The 20,561-nt window shown below is 69.6% G+C and carries 21 protein-coding genes and 1 pseudogene; 11 read left to right on the plus strand and 11 right to left on the minus strand.

Annotated elements, in window-relative coordinates:
• Nucleotides 1-55 precede the first annotated feature (55 nt).
• The 3 genes from PYS65_RS25245 to fasR form a co-directional block, all read right to left on the minus strand.
• On the minus strand, nt 56-1,057 hold the full coding sequence (locus PYS65_RS25245; protein WP_279336223.1) for a ketoacyl-ACP synthase III: 1,002 nt from the start codon (nt 1,055-1,057) through the stop codon (nt 56-58).
• A gap of 22 nt (nt 1,058-1,079) precedes the next feature.
• Nucleotides 1,080-2,000, minus strand: coding sequence for an ACP S-malonyltransferase (locus PYS65_RS25250; protein WP_279338068.1), 921 nt, complete (start codon nt 1,998-2,000; stop codon nt 1,080-1,082).
• Between the two features lie 89 nt (nt 2,001-2,089).
• Nucleotides 2,090-3,295 carry a fatty acid biosynthesis transcriptional regulator FasR gene (gene fasR / locus PYS65_RS25255; protein ID WP_279336224.1) on the minus strand — a complete coding sequence of 402 codons (1,206 nt, stop codon included), beginning with the start codon at nt 3,293-3,295 and terminating at the stop codon, nt 2,090-2,092.
• A gap of 73 nt (nt 3,296-3,368) precedes the next feature.
• Here fasR and PYS65_RS25260 point away from each other — a divergent pair, with 73 nt between their 5' ends.
• The 4 genes from PYS65_RS25260 to PYS65_RS25275 all read left to right on the plus strand — a co-directional run bounded on the left by PYS65_RS25260 (nt 3,369) and on the right by PYS65_RS25275 (nt 6,478).
• Nucleotides 3,369-4,025 carry a pirin family protein gene (locus PYS65_RS25260; protein WP_279338069.1) on the plus strand — a complete coding sequence of 219 codons (657 nt, stop codon included), beginning with the start codon at nt 3,369-3,371 and terminating at the stop codon, nt 4,023-4,025.
• A 995-nt stretch (nt 4,026-5,020) separates the two neighbouring features.
• Entirely contained in the window at nt 5,021-5,494 is a 474-nt protein-coding gene (locus tag PYS65_RS25265) for a GNAT family N-acetyltransferase (protein ID WP_279338070.1), read from the plus strand.
• A gap of 66 nt (nt 5,495-5,560) precedes the next feature.
• Entirely contained in the window at nt 5,561-5,833 is a 273-nt protein-coding gene (locus tag PYS65_RS25270; RefSeq protein WP_279336225.1) for a hypothetical protein, read from the plus strand.
• A gap of 423 nt (nt 5,834-6,256) precedes the next feature.
• A complete protein-coding gene (locus tag PYS65_RS25275; protein ID WP_279336226.1) occupies nt 6,257-6,478 on the plus strand; it encodes a hypothetical protein in 222 nt (73 codons plus the stop codon).
• 316 nt (nt 6,479-6,794) lie between these two features.
• On the opposite strand, the gene PYS65_RS25280 is transcribed toward PYS65_RS25275, so the two are convergent.
• Entirely contained in the window at nt 6,795-7,082 is a 288-nt protein-coding gene (locus PYS65_RS25280; RefSeq protein ID WP_279336227.1) for a DUF397 domain-containing protein, read from the minus strand.
• Complete coding sequence (locus tag PYS65_RS25285) at nt 7,042-7,890, minus strand: helix-turn-helix domain-containing protein (RefSeq protein ID WP_279336228.1); 849 nt, start codon at nt 7,888-7,890, stop codon at nt 7,042-7,044. The genes PYS65_RS25280 and PYS65_RS25285 overlap by 41 nt, the downstream gene beginning before the upstream one ends.
• 107 nt (nt 7,891-7,997) lie before the next feature.
• Between PYS65_RS25285 and PYS65_RS25290 the strand changes: the two genes are divergently transcribed.
• The 3 genes from PYS65_RS25290 to PYS65_RS25300 all read left to right on the plus strand — a co-directional run bounded on the left by PYS65_RS25290 (nt 7,998) and on the right by PYS65_RS25300 (nt 10,202).
• On the plus strand, nt 7,998-8,417 hold the full coding sequence (locus PYS65_RS25290) for an ATP-binding protein (protein WP_279336229.1): 420 nt from the start codon (nt 7,998-8,000) through the stop codon (nt 8,415-8,417).
• 226 nt (nt 8,418-8,643) lie between these two features.
• Nucleotides 8,644-9,243 carry a type IV toxin-antitoxin system AbiEi family antitoxin domain-containing protein gene (locus tag PYS65_RS25295; RefSeq protein WP_279336230.1) on the plus strand — a complete coding sequence of 200 codons (600 nt, stop codon included), beginning with the start codon at nt 8,644-8,646 and terminating at the stop codon, nt 9,241-9,243.
• Nucleotides 9,240-10,202: a nucleotidyl transferase AbiEii/AbiGii toxin family protein gene (locus PYS65_RS25300; protein ID WP_279336231.1), complete on the plus strand. Its 963-nt coding sequence runs from the start codon at nt 9,240-9,242 to the stop codon at nt 10,200-10,202. Before PYS65_RS25295 ends, PYS65_RS25300 begins: the two co-directional genes overlap by 4 nt.
• Here PYS65_RS25300 and PYS65_RS25305 read toward each other — a convergent pair.
• Nucleotides 10,177-11,748 (minus strand): S8 family peptidase, encoded by a 1,572-nt coding sequence (locus PYS65_RS25305; protein WP_279336232.1) that lies wholly within the window; start codon nt 11,746-11,748, stop codon nt 10,177-10,179. The genes PYS65_RS25300 and PYS65_RS25305 overlap by 26 nt on opposite strands.
• A gap of 382 nt (nt 11,749-12,130) precedes the next feature.
• Here PYS65_RS25305 and PYS65_RS25310 point away from each other — a divergent pair, with 382 nt between their 5' ends.
• On the plus strand, nt 12,131-12,727 hold the full coding sequence (locus tag PYS65_RS25310; protein WP_279336233.1) for a TetR/AcrR family transcriptional regulator: 597 nt from the start codon (nt 12,131-12,133) through the stop codon (nt 12,725-12,727).
• Between the two features lie 21 nt (nt 12,728-12,748).
• Here the strand turns inward: PYS65_RS25310 and PYS65_RS25315 are convergent, their stop codons facing one another.
• Nucleotides 12,749-13,780 (minus strand): SMP-30/gluconolactonase/LRE family protein, encoded by a 1,032-nt coding sequence (locus PYS65_RS25315; RefSeq protein ID WP_279336234.1) that lies wholly within the window; start codon nt 13,778-13,780, stop codon nt 12,749-12,751.
• Between the two features lie 183 nt (nt 13,781-13,963).
• Between PYS65_RS25315 and PYS65_RS25320 the strand changes: the two genes are divergently transcribed.
• Nucleotides 13,964-15,787: a flavin-containing monooxygenase gene (locus PYS65_RS25320; RefSeq protein WP_279336235.1), complete on the plus strand. Its 1,824-nt coding sequence runs from the start codon at nt 13,964-13,966 to the stop codon at nt 15,785-15,787.
• Between the two features lie 281 nt (nt 15,788-16,068).
• Nucleotides 16,069-16,716, plus strand: a complete 648-nt coding sequence (locus tag PYS65_RS25325; RefSeq protein WP_279336236.1) for a dihydrofolate reductase family protein — start codon at nt 16,069-16,071, stop codon at nt 16,714-16,716.
• A 259-nt stretch (nt 16,717-16,975) separates the two neighbouring features.
• Here PYS65_RS25325 and fmdA read toward each other — a convergent pair whose 3' ends face one another.
• Both fmdA and PYS65_RS35265 read right to left on the minus strand, forming a co-directional pair.
• On the minus strand, nt 16,976-18,220 hold the full coding sequence (gene fmdA / locus PYS65_RS25330; protein WP_279336237.1) for a formamidase: 1,245 nt from the start codon (nt 18,218-18,220) through the stop codon (nt 16,976-16,978).
• A 21-nt stretch (nt 18,221-18,241) separates the two neighbouring features.
• On the minus strand, nt 18,242-18,523 hold the full coding sequence (locus PYS65_RS35265) for an FmdB family zinc ribbon protein (protein ID WP_387037397.1): 282 nt from the start codon (nt 18,521-18,523) through the stop codon (nt 18,242-18,244).
• Between the two features lie 360 nt (nt 18,524-18,883).
• Here PYS65_RS35265 and PYS65_RS25335 point away from each other — a divergent pair, with 360 nt between their 5' ends.
• Complete coding sequence (locus tag PYS65_RS25335) at nt 18,884-19,420, plus strand: hypothetical protein (protein ID WP_279336238.1); 537 nt, start codon at nt 18,884-18,886, stop codon at nt 19,418-19,420.
• Between the two features lie 75 nt (nt 19,421-19,495).
• On the opposite strand, the gene PYS65_RS25340 is transcribed toward PYS65_RS25335, so the two are convergent.
• Together PYS65_RS25340 and PYS65_RS25345 are read right to left on the minus strand one after the other, a co-directional pair.
• Nucleotides 19,496-20,317 carry a serine hydrolase domain-containing protein gene (locus tag PYS65_RS25340; protein WP_279336239.1) on the minus strand — a complete coding sequence of 274 codons (822 nt, stop codon included), beginning with the start codon at nt 20,315-20,317 and terminating at the stop codon, nt 19,496-19,498.
• 18 nt (nt 20,318-20,335) lie between these two features.
• Nucleotides 20,336-20,533: pseudogene (locus tag PYS65_RS25345) on the minus strand (GNAT family N-acetyltransferase); the annotation flags it as partial.
• Nucleotides 20,534-20,561: the final 28 nt, after the last annotated feature.

Below are 20,561 nucleotides of genomic sequence, written 5' to 3' on the forward strand. Positions count from 1 at the left end.
TCAACGGCGGGTACTGCGGTACCCGCGCCGGACCCGATGATCCGGCACGGAGTGCCTAGGGGAGGGTAACGACCGTAGCGGCGTAGACGAGACCCGCCCCGAAGCCGATGACGAGCGCGGTGTCGCCGCTCTTCGCCTCGCCGGTCGCCAGAAGCCGCTCCATCGCGAGCGGAATCGAGGCGGCCGAGGTGTTGCCGGTGGTGCGGATGTCACGGGCGACCGTGACGTGCTCCGGCAGTTTCAGGGTCTTCACCATCGAGTCGATGATCCGCACATTGGCCTGGTGCGGGATGAAGACGTCCAGATCGTCCGGCGAAAGCCCGGAGGCCTCCAGCGCCTCCTTGGCGACCTTCGCCATCTCGAACACGGCCCAGCGGAACACCGCCTGGCCTTCCTGCGTGATCGCGGGGAACTTCTCGACCTCGCCGTCGCGGTAGTCCGTCCACGGCACGGTCTGCTTGATGACCTCGGACTTGTCGCCCTCCGAGCCCCACACCGTCGGGCCGATCGCGGGCTCCTGGGACGGGCCGACGACGACCGCGCCCGCACCATCACCGAACAGGAAGGCGGTGGCCCGGTCCTCCAGATCGGTCAGATCGCTCAGCCGCTCCACGCCGATGACCAGCACGTACTCGGCGGAGCCCTCCACGACCATGCCCTTGGCCAGCGTCAGGCCGTAACCGAAGCCCGCGCAGCCCGCCGAGATGTCGAAGGCGGCGGCCCTGCCCGTGCCCAGCTTGTCGGCGATCTCGGTCGCGACGGCCGGTGTCTGCTGGAAGTGCGACACCGTCGACACGACCACGGCGCCGATCTGCGAGGCGTCGATACCCGCGTCCGCGAGCGCCTTCCCGGACGCCGCGACCGACATCGCCGCGACCGTCTCCTCCGGCGAGGCCCAGTGCCGCGTCTCGATGCCGGAACGCGAACGGATCCACTCGTCGGACGAGTCGATCGTCTCGAGGATCACCTCGTTCGGCACGACCCGGGTGGGCCGGTAGCCGCCCACACCCAGGATGCGCGCGTACGGGGCGCCCTTACCGGGCTTGATCTTCGCCATGCGGAATCTGCTCCTAAGGGCGTCAGGCGTGCTCTGCGACGAGCTCGCGGGCGGCGTCGAGGTCTGCGGGGGTCTTCAGCGCCAGCGTTTTGACGCCGGGCAGCGAACGCTTGGCGAGACCGGTCAGGGTCCCTCCGGGGCACACCTCGATCAGCGCGGTCACCCCGAGCTCCTTGAACGTCTCCATGCACAGGTCCCAGCGGACCGGGTTCGCGACCTGGCCGACCAGGCGCTGAAGCACCTCGGTGCCGGTCGCGACCGTCGCGCCGTCCTTGTTCGACACGTAGGTGACCTTCGGGTCGCCCGGAGCCAGGTCCTCGGCGGCCTTGGCCAGCACCTCGACCGCGGGACCCATGTGGTGCGTGTGGAAGGCACCGGCGACCTTGAGCGGGACGACCCGGCGCACACCCTCGGGCTTGTCCGCCTCCAGCGCGGCCAGCTGCTCCTTGGTGCCGGCCGCCACGATCTGGCCCGCGCCGTTGATGTTCGCCGGGGTCAGCCCCAGCTTCTCCAGGTGCGCCACGGTGACGTCCGGGTCGCCGCCGAGCAGCGCCGCCATACCGGTCTCGGTGATCGCGGCGGCGTCGGCCATGGCCAGACCCCGCCTGCGGACCAGGCGCAGCGCGGCGGAGTCGTCGAGGACACCCGCGAACGCGGCGGCGGTGATCTCACCGACACTGTGGCCGGCCACCGCGCCGGGCGCGAGGTCCGCGATGTCACCGAGTGCCGAGGCGGACAGCAGCCCGGCCGCGACCAGCAACGGCTGGGCGACGGCCGTGTCGCGGATGGCGTCCGCGTCGGCCTCGGTGCCGTAGTGGGCGAGGTCGAGTCCGATGGCCTCGGACCAGGCGGCGACGCGGTCCGCGGCACCGGGCAGGTCGAGCCATTCGGTCAGGAAGCCGGGCGTCTGAGCGCCCTGGCCGGGAGCGACGAGTACGAGCACTCTCACACTCTCTCTTGACGACGGCCGAAGCCGCCCGTGAGGACAGGGACGAAGAACACGAGGGGGTTTTGTGGAACCCCGACAAGAGACTAGAGCTGAAGATCACCGTCGACCAGACGCCCCAGGATCAGAGCGATCCTCAGGGTGAAGGCAGAGCGTACATCGGAGGGTGACCAACCGGTGACGTCCGTCACACGTCGCAGCCGGTAACGGACGGTATTGGGGTGAACGAACAGCATCCGGGCGGCCCCCTCCAGACTGCTCGCCTGCTCCAGATAGACGCTGAGCGTCTCCAGCAGCGCGGCCCCGGTCTCCTCCAGCGGTCTGTAGATCTCCTCCACCAACTGCTCGCGGGCCGAGGGATCACCGGCGATCGCCCGCTCCGGCAGCAGATCGTCGGCCAGTACCGGGCGCGGTGCGTCCTGCCAGGCCGTACAGGCCTTGAGGCCCGCTGCGGCGGCCTGCGCGGACCGGGTCGCCGCCAGCAGGTCCGGCACCACCGGACCCGCCACCACCGGCCCCTGCGCATACGGGCCGATCAGCGACTTGGCCACCCCCAGCGGGTTGTCGCTGCCGCCCGCGATCACCACCAGCCGGTCCCCGAGCACCCCCGTCAGCACCTGCAGCTTGGCGTGCCGGGCGGCCCGCCGGATCGCCTCCACGGTCAGCTCGGAGTCACCGTCGGGCGCGGTGCCCAGCACCACGCACACATGCTCCGGCGAGTTCCACCCCAGGGCGGCGGCCCGCGACACGGCACCCTCGTCGGCCTCGCCGCTGAGCACCGCGTTCACCACCAGCGACTCCAGCCGCGCGTCCCAGGCACCCCGTGCCTCGGCGGCCTGCGCGTACACCTGGGCGGTGGCGAAGGCGATCTCCCGCGCGTACACGAGGAGCGCCTCACGCAGCACCGCCTCGTCGCCCGGCGCCGCCACCTCGTCGATGGCGGACTCCATGACCTCGATGGTGGTGCGCACCATCTCCACGGTCTGCCGCAGCGTGATGGCCCGGGTCAGCTCGCGCGGCGCGGTGCCGAAGACGTCGGTGGAGATGGCCTGCGGGGCGTCGGGGCGCCGGAACCACTCGGTGAAGGCGGCGATGCCCGCCTGCGCGACCAGCCCGATCCAGGAACGGTTCTCCGGGGGCATGGCCCGGTACCAGGACAGCGTCTCGTCCATCCGCGTGATCGCCTGCGCCGCCAGGCTGCCGGACGACTGCTCCAGCCTCTTCAGCGTCGCGGCGTGCGCGTGGACGGGGCGTGCTACGGCATCGTGGGTACTGGTCTCGGGTTCGGGCACGTGGACAAGACTGCCTTATCCGGACGGGTGAACGGGCCGGGGGTCCACGGGGCAGGCCTACGGTGGACCGGTGATACACGTACGGCGCGCGCACGAGCGCTATCAGGGCGGTGATCCGGCGACCGGGATCGACACCCGGCACGCCTTCTCCTTCGGCCCCCACTACGACCCCGACCACCTCCGCTTCGGCCGGCTCATCGCCTGCAACGAGGAGCACCTGGCCCCCGGCGCCGGCTTCGACGAGCATCCGCACAGCCACACCGAGATCGTCACCTGGGTCGTGTCCGGCGAGCTGACCCACCGCGACTCCACCGGCCAGGAGAGCGTGGTCCGCCCCGGCGACCTGCAACGCCTGAGCGCCGCCTCCGGCGTCCGCCACGTGGAACGCAACGCCGGCCCCGAGCCCCTGACCTTCCTCCAGATGTGGCTGACCCCGCTGGAGCCCGGCGGCGCCCCCTTCTACGAGATCGTCCCCGACCTGGCCGACTCCACCCCGTACGCCCTCCCGGAAGCCGGCGCCACGCTCCACGTCCGCCGCCTTTCGGCGGGGGAGCGGACGGCGATCCCGGACGCGGCGTACGTGTACGCCCACGTCGTACGCGGCGAAGTGACCCTGAACGGCGAACACCTCACCCCGGGCGACGCGGCCCGCGTCACGGACGCCAAAGGGCTCGCGGCTGTCGCGGAGACCACATCGGAGCTCCTGCTGTGGGAGATGCGCCCGGTGTGACCGCTCCGAGGCCCGCCGAAGTGCAGAGAAAGTCACGCACCCTTCGAAAGCGAGCAGAGTTGGTTACACCCAGGTGTAACCAACTCCGCAGAACCGCGTGATCATCTCCGTACGGATCCGGCTGAACAGCTTGCCGTGCTCTCAGACGCAGAGCCTCGTGTTCTGGAGCGCCGACTCGAACAGGGTGCCGACCGACCTGGAGTCGATCTGGCCTCCATAAGGCACCTCGGCCTCCGAGGTGCTGGGCCTGCCGGTGTGGTGTGGCTAAAAAGCGTGAGCAGGTGGCGGGCAACTGTCACTTGAGCGCTCAAATGAGCGAGGTGTGGACAGTTGCGGTCGAAGTGCTCACGCTTTTCGAGTTGCTCCATGCAGCCGGCGGGGGCCCGCTGATGGGGAGTGACGAATGCTGCGCGTCAGTTCGAACTCTCCTGCCGTCTGTTGATCCGAAACTCAAAGAGTTCCATCCGAGGCTGCAGCGAACGTGCGGGCCGCCGAGGTGGCCTGCGAGCGGGTTGCCCGTGCGGCTCACGACGGGGGTGCACCACTTGGCGCTCCAGGTGCGACCGGTGTCCTGGTCGGAGCGGATACAGACCTGGTCGGTGGTTTGGGGGGCGACGCGAGTGCGACCTCCTTGCATGGTAACGACCTTGGGAAAAATTGAGGTCGGGCCGCGCGGTCGGAGGCCAGGCCGGCGATGGCGAGGTGGGTCTGCTCGTAGTCCTCGCGGCTTCCGGTGTAGCGCTGAAGCGGATGCCACTGCTTGTACTCGGCACGTGCAGGGCCGGCGCGCGGGCCGCCGCCCAGGGCGGGGCGAGTTCTTCGGGCAACTCCCCGAAATGTGCGCGGGAGACACCGGACAGGGCAGGATGGGTACAGGCCGTACGGGCCCAGCTCAGCTTCACAACTCGCCCAGCCTGTAAAGCCCTTCGCCATGTCACGGTCGACTCACTCCCGTCCTTCCCCCCCAGGTCGTTAGGGTCGGGCCCATGGCTTCCATGGATATCTCCCTGCGTCCCGTGCACCCCAGCGATCTGCCTGTGTTCTTCCGGCACATGAGCGACCCCGAGTCGAATCGGATGGCCGCCTTCACCGCCGAGGACCCGACGGACCGGGCCCGCTTCGACGCGCATTGGAAGCGCATCCTCGCCTCGCCCGACGTCGTCACCCGCACCGTGCTCGCGGACGGCGATGTGGTCGGGCACGCGGCCGTGTACGGCGAGCCGGGCGAGCGGGAGGTCACGTATTTCATCGATCGTTACTACTGGGGGCGGGGCATTGCGACCGCGGCGCTGCGGGGGCTGCTCGCCGAGGTCTCCGAACGCCCGCTGCGCGCCCGGGCGGCGGCGGACAACACGGGATCGGTGCGGGTCCTGGAGAAGTGCGGCTTCAAGGTCGTCGGCGAGGACCGGGGCTTCGCGAACGCGCGGGGAGCGGAGATCGACGAGCTGGTACTGCGGTTGGATGGATAATTTTCCCCACCCTCGTAAACGTGTTGGTCGAATTAGCGATATAGCCAAGTGGATAGTTGGTATGGGATGAATCAGGTCGACCTGATTGAACTCGCGGAGCGTGTCTCTTCCGAGATGCACGTGGGGAGTGTTGTTTTCTCCGGGATTATGTTTCCTGTGGGGCTCGTTATCGCCTGCAACATCGCGCAGATGGCGGATCGGGTGTTCCTGTTCCTGGCGGGCGTGCTACCCGGCCCTGTGGAGAGGGCTACTCCGGGGTCGCTCCGGTTCGCCGCCGGTATTTTGGCATTCCTGTCTCTGATCGGTTTGGTGGTCGAGATTCGTATGGGTCTGACCTGACGCGGGGCACAGGACGGCCCATCGACAAGAAGGCGTTCCTCAACCGCTCTTGGAACGTGCGGGTCGAACAGGGGTCCTGGGCGAGCGATCTTCTGGTGGCGCGGGCATGAAGGCAGGGCTTCTCGGTAGCTCGGAGATGCGAATCAAACCGAGCAGCACGGGGAGGCCCTGTTGTCCTTGTTGTGCGCGTCCACGCCCGCTGGCTTCAACCTGGATCCACAGCCCGACCGTCACGCGGTGGATCCAGGCTGAGGTGGGTGGCGGAGCTGGCATCGAGGGAGGAGTGGAAACGGGCATCAACTACACCTGGGGATGCTCGCTGCGGCTCCGTTGCAGCTGAGGAAGAACCTTGTGCCGCCGGGCCAGGACTAATTTCCTCTCGGGCCGGCGGCCTCCGATTCAGGCGCAGAAAGGTAGTTTTTCATGTTTATTGTTCCCCTGCTCCTTGGGCTCGCTTGTCTTGCCTTTGGCCTGGCACTGGCCAAAAACCATCGTGGGTTCCGGGATCGACTGGTGGCATCGCCCGTCAACTTGGCCTTGGGTGATGACAAGGTTCCAGGAACGTTCAAGGCTGTCGGTGTGATGGCGGCCATCCTGGGGGTCTTCATTACGACCTTCGGAGTGATCTTTGCAATCTTCTCGTAGACCTATTTGTCCATTGAACCGCTCGTGAACGGAGATGGGTGAGCACAAGGAAGTATTGAGCCGGAACTGATGGGTTTCCTACCCGTCACAGCGCCGACCATCACGAGCACCACGGCGATCACCACGGTGCCGAGCCCGATGGACAGCAGGTGCGAGGCATGCCGCCGGTATGCAGCCAGGACGTGGCGAGTGGTCCCGAAGTCCACCGCCACCGCCGGGGCCTTCGGGACCCGTACCTCGGACGTCACAATCACTCCCTGGAGAAGCGACCGCACAGCGTGGCGCTGCCCGGCCACGCTTCAGAAGGGATGGATGTTCAGGCGCGCCGTGTCGGCCGGCGCAGGCCGCCGACGAACACCTGCCAGGCACCGGCACCGACGGTGACGACCGGGCCGGACGGGCTCTTGCTGTCGCGCACCGGGACGGCACCGGCGAGGCAGCCGTCGGCCACCTCGACGCAGTCGCCGCCGGTGTTGCCGCTGTACGAGGACGTGCGCCAGGCGGCGCCATCGGTGACGGTGCACTCCACGCATTCGCCGCCAGTGCTTCCGCTGTAACTGGACTTACGCCACTGCACGTTCCTCGGACTGGGAGCGATCTTCATAGCGTTCCTCCATCACTCGCGCGATCAGTGCTGCTGAGTCCTCTACGGAGAGGGCCGCGGCCTGCAGGCGAGCGTAACGGAGGGTGGCTTCCCTGATGGTCTCCGGGTTGGCGGTCATATGACCGGAGATGAGGTCCTCCGTGTAGATGATGTCCGGGTCGTCGTTGAAGCGCATGGTGGTGAATGCCCCGTCAAGGCTGGCGTGTTCACCCGCAGCGTTCGGGAGCACCTGTACGTGTACCCAGCGGTGACGCGTGAACTCCAACAGGCGGGCGAGTTGGCTCCGCATGACCTCGTGGCCACCGACCGGCCGGAGTAGTACCGCCTCGTCCAGAACCACCCAGGTGACAGGTGGTTGCTCCCGGTTCAGAATGCGCTGGCGCTCCATGCGAGCCGCTACCAGGCCATCCAGGTCGTCCGGCATTCCGGTGGCCAGTACAGCCCGTGCGTACTCCTTCGTCTGCAGTAGCCCGTACACCAACTGCGCTTGGTACGTGGAGAGGTATGCGGCCCTCGCCTCCATTTCCGCGTGTGGCTGGAACCAGGAGGGAAGTTGGCTGCGCAGGACCAGACCGATCAGGCGGGAGAACAACCCGTCCGTGCCGAGGGCGGCGTCCACGCGTTCGGAGAAGTCGCGGGTGGGGATCTTCTTCGTGGTCTCGATCTGGCCGATCAACGAGCCCGTGCAGAAGATGATCTCGCCGAGTTGGCCCTGCTTGAGGCCGTGGGCCTCGCGCTGGCGGCGCAGTTCCCAGCCGTAGTAGTCGAGCGGGGACGCGGTGGGATCGAGCGTCTGGATGTTGGCCACGGTGGTGCCTCCGGCCTGAAACGCCTCTCGGCGTTGATTTCGGTGCGTAGTCGAGCGTATGCGGTGCGTCGCAATCTGGTGGGGTGAATCAGACAACTGGTCCGCGTGTGACGGACTTCGAGACGCACTACCGGGCCGAGTTCGCGTTGGGTGAGCACTCGGTCCGGCACCTGCGCCGCATCCTGCGGCTCTACCTCAAGGGCTCGGGCCTGCTGGAGGTGGCCGGCGCGGCCGAACTCGCGGTGTCGGAACTCCTCGCCAACGTCATCCGGCACGTACCCGGCCGCCGTTGTGGAATCTGCTTCCTGCTGCAGCCCGGCGGCGTGCGGGTGGAGGTCTCCGACAGGTGTCCGCGACTGCCCGTTCCGGGAGCGGGGGACACGCTTGCCGAGGGTGGGCGCGGGCTGCTGCTCGTCGAGGCGGTGACCGAACGGTGGGGTGTGACGCCGCATCCCGACGGCGGCGGCAAGACCGTGTGGTTCGAGTGCGGTCGCAGTCCCGCACCCCGACCGGCACCGCGCCCGTGAAGGGAGGTGGCGGTGGTGCAGAAGGCTCCGCAGCGAGATCTTCCAGTCGGGGGTGCCGGGCTGGGAGCGGTGAGCCTGCTTCGGTGAGGGGTGCCCGGCGTGGGTTCCGGCGTCGGCGGTCGGGCGCTTGGTGGGCGCATAACTCAAAGAAAACTTTAGTTCTGTGCGCAGATGTGCATGAAACTCAAGTATTCTTTGAGGTTCATGCACAACCAAGGGTGGCGATGTGTCCGAAGACCGCGTGGGCAGGCGCGCTGCCCTCTGGCGGACCGCGGCCGGTCAGCGCGGCTATTTCACCGCCGCGCAGGCGGTGGACGCCGGGTATTCCCACCAGGCTCAGCACTACCACGCTCAGCACGGCAACTGGTTGGTGGTCGACCGGGCGCTCTACCGTTTGCGGGAGTTCTCCGACCTGCCGAGTGAGGGTGACGAACAACTGGTGTGCTGGTCGCTGTGGAGCAAGGGGAGGGCTGTGGTCTCCCATGCCACCGCCCTCGCGGCCCACGACCTCGGCACGGCGAACCCGTCCCGTATCCACCTCACTGTGCCGCGTGGCTTCCGGCAGAAGTCGGACGCGGTGATTCTGCATCGCGCCGAACTCACGCAGTCGGACGTGGAGGACCGGATGGGGTACCGGGTGACGACACCGCTGCGCGCCATCGCCGAGTGCGCGGCAGCGGATGAGGACCAGGATGTCCTGGACGGAGCAGTGAGTGAGGCGCTGGAACGAGGGATGGTGTCCCGCCGAAGGCTGCTTCATGCCGCCCAACTGCTGGGCCCGCGAGCGGAACTGGGCGTGGAGCGGGCGTTGGAGGCGTTGTCGTGACCGGTCGCTACCGTGACGCCGCCGACTTGCGTCGCGCCCTGGAAACCCGGCTGAAGCAGGAAGCCGACAGGTCCGGAACCGATCTGGCCCGCAGACGGCGGCTCGTCGTCTTCGACCGCATGGCGGCGCGCCTCGCGGAGGACCGGGCAAGTGGCTGGATCCTCAAGGGCGGCGCGGCCATGGAGTTCCGGCTCACCGGGCGCGCTCGTACGACGAAGGACCTGGATCTGGCGCTGAGGCCCGAGGACGGCTCCGATACGGACGGGAACGAGGTGCGCGAGCTGCTGATCGACGCTCTGGCGGCTGATCTGGACCGGGACGGGTTCCGCTTCCGGGTCGGTCCGGCCGTGTCGCTGACGGCGGACACGGCCGGGCGGGGCGGCTGGCGGTTCTCCGTCGAGTCCCATCTCGCGGGCAAGGTGTTCGCAGGCGTCAGGGTGGACGTCGTGGACCGTGGAGAGGAGATCGCCCGGACGGAATTCCTCCCGCTGCCCAACACCCTCCAGTTCGCAGGGACCCCGCAGCGTGCGATCGAGACCGTTGACCGCCGACAGCACTTCGCGGAAAAGTTGCACGCTTTCACCCGCGACTACGGTGACCGTCCCAACACACGGGTCAAGGATCTGGTGGACCTTGTACTGCTGGCCGAGGACGGCTTGCCGGGCGACGCGACTCTTGTGCAGGTCGTACGGCATGTCTTCGCCGCACGGGCCACGCACGAGGTTCCGGGGGAGCTCGCGGACCCACCGCCCCGATGGCGGGACAGCTACCCTGAGCTGGCCCGGGAACTGGCCACCGAAGCCCCGCCGACGCTCGACGCCGCACTCGGACTGGTACGGGGATTGTGGGCAGCGGCCCTCGCCGACAGAAGCCCCGCCCCCGGCACGGTGGACCGTGCCGGGGGCGGGGGAGGAGGGCTGGGAGGTCAGAGCGTCAGAACGTCAGGCCCCAGCTGTTGATGTAGCCGGTGTCGCCGTAGTAGTTGTCCGTGACCCGGAGCTTCCACGTGCCGTTGGCCGTCTCCGAGGAGGCGTTCACGGTGTAGGTGGTGTTGATGTTGTCCGTGGAGCCGCCGGTGCCCACCGACTTGAGGGTGTAGACCGAGCCGTCGGGTGCGACCAGCTGGACCGTCAGGTCACCTATGTAGGTGTGGACGATGTTCACCGGCACCTGCAGGGCCGACGGGGCGTTGCCGGAGACGCCGGTGACGGTGATCGGGGACTCGACGGTCGACCGGTCACTGATCGTGTAGTCCGAGGAGTTGGTGAAGGTCTTGCCGGACGGCGGAGGGGTGGTGCCGCCGCTGCCGACGTACAGCAGGCGGTTCGGGGAACCGGTGCCCGGGTTCGTGACGGCGCCGGAGACGGAGCCCGCGACCAGCGCGGAGGCGACCTGCGCGGGGGTGGCGGACCGGTTGTCCGCGAGGTACAGCGCCGCGGCGCCCGCGACGTGCGGGGTGGCCATCGAGGTGCCGGAGATGGAGTTGGTGGCGCTGTCGCCGGTGTGCCAGGCGGAGGTGATGGACGAGCCCGGGGCGAAGATGTCCAGGTTCGAGCCGTAGTTGGAGTAGCTGGCGCGGGCGTCCGTGCTGGTGGTGGCGCCGACGGTGATCGCCTCGGACACGCGGGCCGGTGAACCGGTGGCCGTGGTGGACTCGTTGCCCGCGGCGACGGCGAAGGTGACGCCGGCGGAGATGGCGTTGCGCACCGCGGTGTCCAGGGTGGCGCTGGCGCCGCCGCCGAGCGACATGTTGGCGACGGCCGGGAGGACCGCGTTGGCGGCGACCCAGTCGACGCCCTTGATCACACCGGCGGTGGTGCCGGAGCCGTTGTTGTCGAGGACCCGGACGCCGACGATGGAGGCCTTCTTGGCGACGCCGTAGGCGCTGCCCGCGACGGTGCCGGCGACGTGGGTGCCGTGGCCGTTGCCGTCCTGGGCGACGTTGTCGTTGTCGACGGCGTCGTAGCCGTTGCGGGCGCGGCCGCCGAAGTCACTGTGGGAGATGCGCACACCGGTGTCGATGATGTAGGCGGTGACGCCCTGGCCGGCCGAGTCCGGGTAGGTGTACGAGCTGTTCAGCGGCAGCGCGGTCTGGTCGATGCGGTCCAGGCCCCAGGACGGCGGGTTGGTCTGCGTCGCCTGGGTGGTGACGGTGCGGTTCTGCTCGACCAGTGCGACCGACGGGTCGGCGGCCAGCTTGGCGGCCTCGGCCTCGGTGGCCTCGACGGTGTAGCCGTTGACGGCCTCGCGGAAGGTGTGCTCGACCTCGGCGCCGTACTTCTTCGCGACGCCCTTGCCCTGGGCGGAACCGGCCTCGGTGGCCGGCTTGAGGGTGACGATGTAGCTGTCCTCGACCGCGTTCGGCGCGTCCGCGTAGGCGATCGTCCCGACGGGCTCGGCGGCGCTCGCGGGGAGAGCGGTGAAGAGACCGCCGGTGAGAGCGGCCGCGGCGACGGAGCAGATTCCGACGAGCGTTCTCCGCTTGGTGTTTCGCATCACTGCCATCTGGGGGGTTCCTTCTCGACAGGTGGTGAGTCGGGTGGGGGGGCACACGAAGCGAACGCCTGGACCGGTTCTTCCTCCGGACAGGAGTGAGTCAGGTACATGCCAAACCTGGACACTGTGTCCGTGTCTGCTTTTCCCTGTCGCCAGCCGAAAGATTGAAGGGTCTACGCGGATTGCACAAGAGGCTCCAGCACGTCTTGACTTCCGTGCCACAAACAGGGGCTGACACAAGGTCACCAAACGCCCCAGATGCGTTGGGTAAACGAGATCACTGTCACAGTGGGCCTCGCGGAATCGCGCCGATGTCTTCCGGCGGCCCCTGTGATGTCGAGCCTGAGCCTGGACCGGCGGGGTCGGGCGGGTGGTGTCGTACTCTGCCCGGATGACGCAGCATCCCGTGCCGGACCAGCGGCGGCGGCCCGCGAACGACGGGCCCAAGGCCGCCGCCCGCAACCGTGCCGCGCTGATCACCGCAGCCCGGGAGATCTACGCCGAGCACGGCCTGGACGCCCCGCTGTCCGCGATCGCGCGGCGGGCCGGGGTCGGGCAGGGCGTCCTGTACCGGCACTTTCCCGACCGGGCCGCCGTGACGACCGCGGTGCTGGAGGAGAACGTCCGGCAGGTCGAGCAGGCGGCCGACGCCGAGGGCGCGACCTTCGCCGACGTGCTCGGTGTGCTGACCTGGCATCTGACGGAGTCGGCGGCGTTCATCGGCCTCCTGCACGCCGACGAGGTGGCCGGCGGCTCCGGTGTCCGCGCGCACGCCCTGGGCCTGTCCCGGCGGATCGAACGCGCCCTGCGCGCCCACCTGCCGGGCGGCGGCCATCGGCTGAGCGCCGCGAACGACCTCGGGATCGCCGTCGCCATGGTCTCCGGTGCCGTCACCGGCCCCTCCCGCGAGGAGCGGGAGCGCAGGGCGCTCGCGGCCTGGCGGCTCCTCGGCGTCGAGGTGGGGCCGGTGCGGCCCTTCGAGGGGTGAGCGCGGAGGAGTCGGGCGCGGTCAGCCGCCGTTGGACTGGCGGGTGCCCTCCGCCAGCGCGTCGAAGGTGTACAGGTATCCGCCGGCGGGCCCGCTGACGGTCATGTACGCCTTGGTCCCGCCGGGGGTGATCGCCACGTTCGTCGCCGACTCCAGTCCCGCGGCGGCGGCGCGGGCGGGCACCTCGACCGTCGCCAGACGCTCACCGTGCCGGTCGTACACGGCCATCGCGGGCCGGCCGTGCAGTCCCTGGTAGAGGTTGCCGTCCGCGTCCACGGCGATCGAGTCGGTCTGCGCGATCCCGCCGTCGACCCGGATGGCGGTGTGCCGGGAAGCGACCCCGCCGTCGGCGTTCACGGCGAGGTACGAGATCCGGTTCTCCGTCAACTCGCTGAACCACAGCCCGCGGTACTCCGCGTCGAACGAGATCCCGTTCGTCGCGGCCAGGCCGTCGGCCAGGACGGTGGCCTTCTCGCCGTCGCGGTCGACGCGCACCACCCGGCCGAGCGCCTCGCCCTCCCGCAGTCCGCACGAGTCGCTGACGTACAGGTGGCCGTCCTGGTCGAAGGCGAGGTCGTCGGGGTTCATGCGCGCCCCGTCGACCTCGCCGGAGAAGAAGGTCCGCACGTCGCCGCCGTCCGGGTGCAGGCTCACGATCTCGCCGTGCGCGAAGTCGGTCAGGTAGAGCCGTCCGTCGTACGGGCTGAACTGCGCCGAGGTGTACGCCCCGCGCCCGTCGGTGTGCACCGCGCGCTTCGTCTTCTTGCGGACGTCGACGCGCAGCACCTTGGGCTCGCCCTCGGGCGCGGTGACGTCGACGACGAACAGGCCGCCGTCCTGGCCGAAGACCGGCCCCTCCAGCAGGGTCATCCCGGTCTGTTCGTGCACCTCCGTCAGCTGCATCACCTGCTGCGCCCGGATCGTCCGGCCCGCGCCGGGGGCACCGGCGGCCGCCCGGTCGCCGGCGTCGCCCGGCTGCGTACCGCATCCGGTGAGAGCGAGGGAGCCGACGGCGGCGAGCACGGTGAGGGAGCGGAGGGGAAGTCGTCGCATGGAGGATCGCTGCTTTCTGTCGGCTGGATGTGTGGGGGTGCCGGTGGTCAGGAGTCCGGAACGCGCCACCGCACGTCCGAATCCCAACCGGACAGCCCTGTCCGGTTGTTGTTACGGTAGCGGAGCCGACGACCACTCAGGTCGGTGCGGCCCGAACGGCAGGATTGAGGCAGGTCCCCCCACATGACGACGATCCCTCACACGGCGTCCCACCAAGCCCCGTCCCGCGAGGAGTTGGAGGCTCTGCGGCAGCGTTACCGGGCCGAACGCAAGCGACGAGTACGGCCGGACGGGGTCGCCCAGTACCAGGCCACCGACGCCGAGTTCGGCTACTACGCCGCCGACCCGTACGTGGCGGAGACGGAGGCGGCCGATCGTGAGCCGCTGCACGACACCGTCGACGTCGCCGTGGTCGGCGGCATCCTCGCCGGGGCGCGGCTGCGGCAGCGGGGTGTGGGGTCCGTCCGGATCGTCGAGACGGGCGGTGACTTCGGGGGCACCTGGTACTGGAACCGGTACCCGGGCATCCACTGCGACATCGAGTCGCACGTGTACCTGCCGATGCTCGACGAGACCGGATACGTGCCGGAGTGGAAGTACGCCCCGGGCGAGGAGATCCGCCGTCACGCGGTGCGCGTCGCCCGGCGGTTCGACCTCTACGAGGACGCCCTGTTCTCCACCTCGGTCACCGCGCTGACCTGGGACGAGACCACCGGGACGTGGGTCGTGGCCACCGACCGCGGCGACGCGTTCCGGGCCACGTACGTCGTCACCGCCACCGGCACCCTGTCCACGCCGAAGCTCCCCGGGATACCCGGCATCGAGGCATTCAAGGGGCACACCTTTCACACCTCACGGTGGGACTACGCCTACACCGGCGGCACCCCGGACGGCGGCATGACCGGCCTCGCGGACAAGCGGGTGGGCGTCGTCGGCACCGGCGCCACCGGCATCCAGGTCATCCCGATGCTGGCCCAGGACGCCGGACACGTCCACGTCTTCCAGCGCACCCCCTCCACCGTGGACGTGCGCGCCAACCGCCGCACCACCGCCCGGGACGTCGGCGCCGACCGCGAGGGCTGGGCGCACGAGCGCCGGGAGAACTACCTGCGCATCGTCTCCGGTGAACCGGCCGGCCAGGACCTGGTGGCGGACCGCTGGACCGAGTCGGCCGGCCTCCTGGAGAAGCTCCTGCCGAGCTTCCGCCGCCAGGGGGACCGGGAGACGTTCGAAGCCGCCTACGAGGCCGCCGACGCCGCCAAGATGAACGAACTCCGGGCCCGCGTCGAGCAGACCGTCACCGATCCGGACACGGCGGAGAGGCTCAAGCCCTGGTACCGGTACGCCTGCAAGCGCCCGACCTTCTCCGACCAGTACTACGACGCCTTCAACCGTGACAACGTCACCCTGGTCGACACCGCGGACACCCATGGCATCGAGCGCGTCACCGAGCACGGCGTCGTCGTGGGCGGCACCACCTACGAACTCGACTGCCTGATCTTCGCCACGGGCTTCTCCGTCGGCACCTCCGGCGTCCTCTCCGGGAAGCTCCCCGTCCACGGCCGGGGCGGCACCCAGCTCCTGCACGCCTGGGCGAGCCGGGGCCCGCGTACCCTGCACGGCTTCACCAGCAACGGCTTCCCGAACCTGATCCAGATGGGTTCGCTGCAGAACGCCAGCAGCGTCAACTTCACCCACGTCCTGGACGAGCAGGCCGTCCACGCCGCCGCCCTCGTCGCGGCGGCCGAGGCCGAGGGCGCCCTCGTCGAACCGTCGCGCGAGGCCGAGGACGCCTGGCTCGCCGCCCTGGCGGAGGACGCCCCCGACCACGAGTGGTTCCACGCCGAGTGCACCCCCGGCTACTACAACCGAGAAGGCCGCGGCCGCCCCAACGGCCCCACCGCCTACCCCCACGGCGCCCACGCCTTCCACCGGCTCCTGAAGCGCTGGCGCGAGGACTCCATGACCGAGGTCCTCCAGCCGAGGACACCGACCAAGGACCGGTAGACCGACTCCGGAGAGGGACGCCCGGCGCGGATTCCGGCGCCGACATCCGGGCTCCCGGTGGTCACGCAGCTCAAAGAAAACTCTGGAAGACCCGCCGCTCCCGCTGGACGCTCGCCCGGTGATCCGTACGCGGTCGCGCCGGGGGACGACCACCGGGGAGTCGTCGCCCGGCGCGGCCGCGGGAGCTCGACGAGAGGTGCACGATGCGGCGATGAGTTTTCCCGGCCCGGCCGGTCTGCCGTTCGTCAAGTGATCAGAAAGCGTGAAGCAGGAGGAGCGACGTGAGCCAGTTGCTGCGGGTCCAGAACTTCACCGTCTCGAGCGACGGGTTCGGCGCCGGTGAGAGCCAGAGCCTCGAGAAGCCGTTCGGCCATGCCGATCCGGGGGACATGTTCGCCTGGGCCATTGCCACCGACCATCCACCCGTCAACCGCTCCGAACCCGGTGGCAGCCGAGGTCTGGACGACTACATCACGCGGGACTACGCCCGCAACATCGGCGCCGAGATCATGGGCCGCAACAAGTTCGGGCCGCAGCGCGGGCCCTGGCAGGACCACGAGTGGCGGGGGTGGTGGGGCGACGAGCCCCCGTTCCACACGCCGGTGTTCGTCATGACGCACCACAAGCGTCCGTCGTTCATGCTCTCCGACACCACGTTCCACTTCGTCGACGGTGACCCGGCCGCGGTGCTCGCCCAGGCGAAGGAGGCGGCGCAGGGCCAGGACGTCCGGCTCGGCGGCGGGGCCACGGTCATCCGGCAGTTCCTCGAGGCCGACCTCGTCGACACCCTGCATGTGGCGGTCGTGCCGACGAAGCTCGGCTCCGGGACCCGGCTGTGGGAGTCCCCCGATGAGCTGCTCGACCGGTTCCACCAGGACGTCGTGCCCAGCCCGAGCGGCGTGACGCACCACCTGTTCTGGCGGAAGTGAGGCCGGACCAGCCGGTCGGCGCGGGTTCCGTCACCGGCACCCGCGGCATGGCCGCCGCCAGGGTCCGAACGCTCCGCACGAGGGGCGAAGGTATGGGCGTCCGTCCGGCCTGCTCGCGCATGCAGTGGTTCATGCCGCTTCGCGCGGATCGTTTCGCTGAGAGAACGTCGCTCGTCGGCTGTCCACCAGGGGGCACCCGAAGCAGCTGGGTTCCGCCGCTTCGGGTACCCCTCGGATGCCGGGTGCCCGGAAAGCCCGGCTAGCTCGTGCGGGCGCAGCTTCCCCGATCGGCGCGCTGTGGCCCGTCGCCGGACGGGCGGATGTCGAAGTCGAAGATGGCGGTGGGCAGATAGAGCGTGGCGCAGGAGTTGGGGATGTCGACCACGCCGCTGAAGCGGCCTTCGATCGGGGCCGCTCCGAGAAGCAGGTAGGCCTGCTCGGGTGAGTAGCCGAACTTGGTCAGGTACTCGATCGCGTTCAGGCAGGCCCGCCGATAGGCGACCTGTGAGTCGAGATAGTGCTGGCGGCCGTCCTCGTCGACGGAGATGCCGACGAAGGTGAGGAACTCGCTGTAGCGCGGCTCGACGTTGCCGGGGAAGAACACGGGGTTCGTCGTCACCCCGTAGGTCTGCATGCCGCCCTTGATGAGGTCGACGCCGAGATCGAGGTAGCCGCCCATCTCGATCGCGCCGCAGAAGGTGATCTCGCCGTCGCCCTGGCTGAAGTGCAGGTCACCGACGGACAGCTTGCCACCCTCGACATACACCGGCAGGAAGATCCGGGCGCCACGGGTGAGGTTCTTGATGTCCTGGTTGCCGCCGTTCTCGCGTGGCGGCGCGGTTCGCGCGGCCTCCCGTGCGGCGCGCTCGAACGCGTCGCCTTCCAGCGTGCCGAGGATCGCCCTTTGCGACTCCGGCGGCAACGCGAGCGGAGGCACTCGGTGGGGATCGGTCGCGATGAGCTCGGCCTCCCGGGCGTTCCACCGGCCGAGCAGGTCGTGCGACGGGGCGGTGCCGATGATGCCCGGGTGGGTGATGCCGGTGAAGCGCACGCCGGGCAGGTGACGGGAGGTCGCGGTCTGCCCGTGGAAGTCCCAGATCGCCTTGTACGCGTCCGGGAAGTGATCGGTGAGGAAACCGCCGCCGTTGGCCTTGGCGAAGATGCCCGTGTAGCCCCAGCCCTGGCCGGCGACCGGCCCGGTCTCCTGCGGGACGGGGCCGATGTCGAGGATGTCGACCACCAGCAGGTCACCGGGCTGCGCGCCCTCGACGGCGATCGGTCCGCTCAGAGGATGGACCATCGAGATATCGAGGTCGCGGATGTCGTTGGCGGAGTTGTCGTTGTGAACCGTCCCGTCGAACCACTCCCGGCATTCGAGGCGGAACTCGGCGCCGGGCCGAACGGTCGCCACCGGCGGGACGTCGGGGTGCCAGCGGTTGTGCGGCGGGACTGCCTGGTCGTAGAACGACCGGGACTGGTCGACGCTGAAGAGTACTTCGGGCATCTGTCGCTCCTTGCCTGTGGGTCACGGCCTCGGGAGGCGTGCGTGCAGTGGGTTCGGCGGATGAGCATGACGACGGGGTGGTGCGGGCATGCGGTGCAGCACCGTCGGCTCGTGCGCGCTGGCCTCGGCGGCGTCGCGCGCCCGTCGCAGGGCGGAGCGGGGCGAGGTGATGGCGGGCGGGGCGTACACACGCGTCGCCGCTCCGCCGCATGTGGCGCACGTCGGCTCATGTACCGGGGCGTCGATCGGGCGGACGACCTCGAACACGCCACACTGCCCGCACGCGTAGTCGTACCTCGCCATGTGAGAACCTCCGCGTCACATTCGGGGCGGACCGGGGGTGTGATGGCGCTGGCCGAATTTTCCCACTGCCGCTGAAGCAATTCGTGGTGATTTGAGCATAATGACCGTTCGGTGATGTGGCTGAACGAACAGGTGTGGGGCTACTCCGTTGGGTATGACGGCGCGCGGATGGGGATCGCGCTGCGGAGGAACCCGGTGGATCCGGTTCACGGGATCGAACGGGGCCCTTGTCCCGGGTGGGGAGTCCGAGGGTCTTCCTCAGCGGAAAAGAGTTCGCGCACCTGCTGCGACGAGTGCTGCGGCGGTCGCGGCCGGGACCTGGTGGCGGCCGGGAGCGGTGGCTGTGGCAGGGTGCGGATCATGGGGTGGTCGTTCAAGGTGCACGGCGGTGTCGCGGCCGCTATGGGCGCTGTTCTGCTGGTGCTGGCCGGGCTCACCTTGCTGCCGGGCGTCCTGCCGCTGGCCGAGGTGGGGTGGCCGCCGGCGCTGATCGCCGTGCTGTTCGTGCCGATCGTCGTGTCTGCCATGGCGCGCCTCTTCCTGGCGCGCGTGGACAAGTCCTTGGCCTGGCAGGCCTTCCGGTGCCTTCCCGGCTGGGTGCAGATGGGGCTTGCGGTACTGGCCCTGTCAGGGGTGATGGTGACGTTCTTCGGCAAGGGGCAGGAAGGGAACCTGCAGTCCGCCGAGGTGAAGGACGGGCGGTACTTCGCCTTGGACACCACGCCGCACGCACGGGGCACGGTCGAGCTCTCCCGCGAGCAGTACCAGGTCGTCCTGGAGGCCGATCGGCGCACCATGCTCGCGGTCCCAGGCGTGCTCTTCGTCGGCGCCGCGTGCGCCGTCCTGGTGGCCGGTGAGCTGCGTCGGGCGGATCGCGGCGTGCTGTCGCCGAAGTAGACAGAGGGGGGCGGATCCCGTCGCACGGGGGCGGCGGGACCGCGCCCTGGTGTCGCGGCGGTCGGTGCGGGGTTCTCAGTCGCGCAGTTCCGCCAGCACCGCGTCCGTGAAGGGCGGCCAGGCCTCGACGGCCCAGGGGCCGAAGGCGCGGTCGGTGAGGGCGGCGCAGGCCACCCCCGCGGTCGGGTCGGTCCACAGGAACGTGCCCGACTGGCCGAAGTGGCCGAAGGTGCCCGGCGAGGACGAAGCGCCCGTCCAGTGCGGGGACTTGGCGTCGCGGATCTCGAAGCCGAGGCCCCAGTCGTTGGGGTTCTGGTGGCCGTAGCCCGGCAGGACGCCCTTGGTGCCCGGGTACTGGACCGTCATCGCCTCGGCGACGGTGCGCGGGTCGAGGAGGCGCGGGGCCTGGATCTCGGCGGCGAAGCGCAGGAGGTCGTCCACCGTGGAGACGGCGTCCTTCGCCGGGGAGCCCTCCAGCGACGTCGACGTCATCCCCAGCGGCTCCAGCACCGCCTGCCGCAGGTACTCGGCGAACGGGATCTCCGTCGCCTTCGTGACGTGGTCCCCGAGCTGCTCGAACCCGGCGTTCGAGTACAGGCGGCGCTCGCCGGGCGCGGAGGTCACCCGGTGCTCGTCGAAGGCGAGGCCCGAGGTGTGGGCGAGGAGGTGGCGGACCGTGGAGCCGGAGGGGCCGGCCGGCTCGTCCAGCTCGATCGCGCCCTCCTCGTACGCCACGAGCACCGCGTAGGCGGCGAGCGGCTTGGTGACCGAGGCGAGCGGGAAGCGGTGTCCGGCCGGTCCGTGGGTGCCCAGGACGGTGCCGTCCGCCCGGACGACACCCGCCGCGGCGGTGGGAACCGGCCAGTTCTCGATCAACGCGAGGCTCTTCAACGACATGCCGTCGAGCCTAAGCGCTCACAGCCGCAGCTCCAGCAAGGGGTCCGGCCTCCGCGTGAAGCCCAGCGAGGCGTACAGAGGCTCGGCCTGCGCGGACGCGGTGAGGCGGACGCGGCGGGCGCCCCGCTCGCGGAACCACTCCAGCAGCGCCTCCACGCAGGCGCGCGCATGCCCCTGGCGGGGGGCGTCCGGGTCGGTGGCGACGCTGAAGACTTGACTTGCTCCTCGGGCTGGAGCCCGAGGA

Origin of the sequence: Streptomyces cathayae (assembly GCF_029760955.1) — a bacterium.
In the GTDB taxonomy this organism is placed as follows: Bacteria; Actinomycetota; Actinomycetes; order Streptomycetales; family Streptomycetaceae; genus Streptomyces; species Streptomyces cathayae.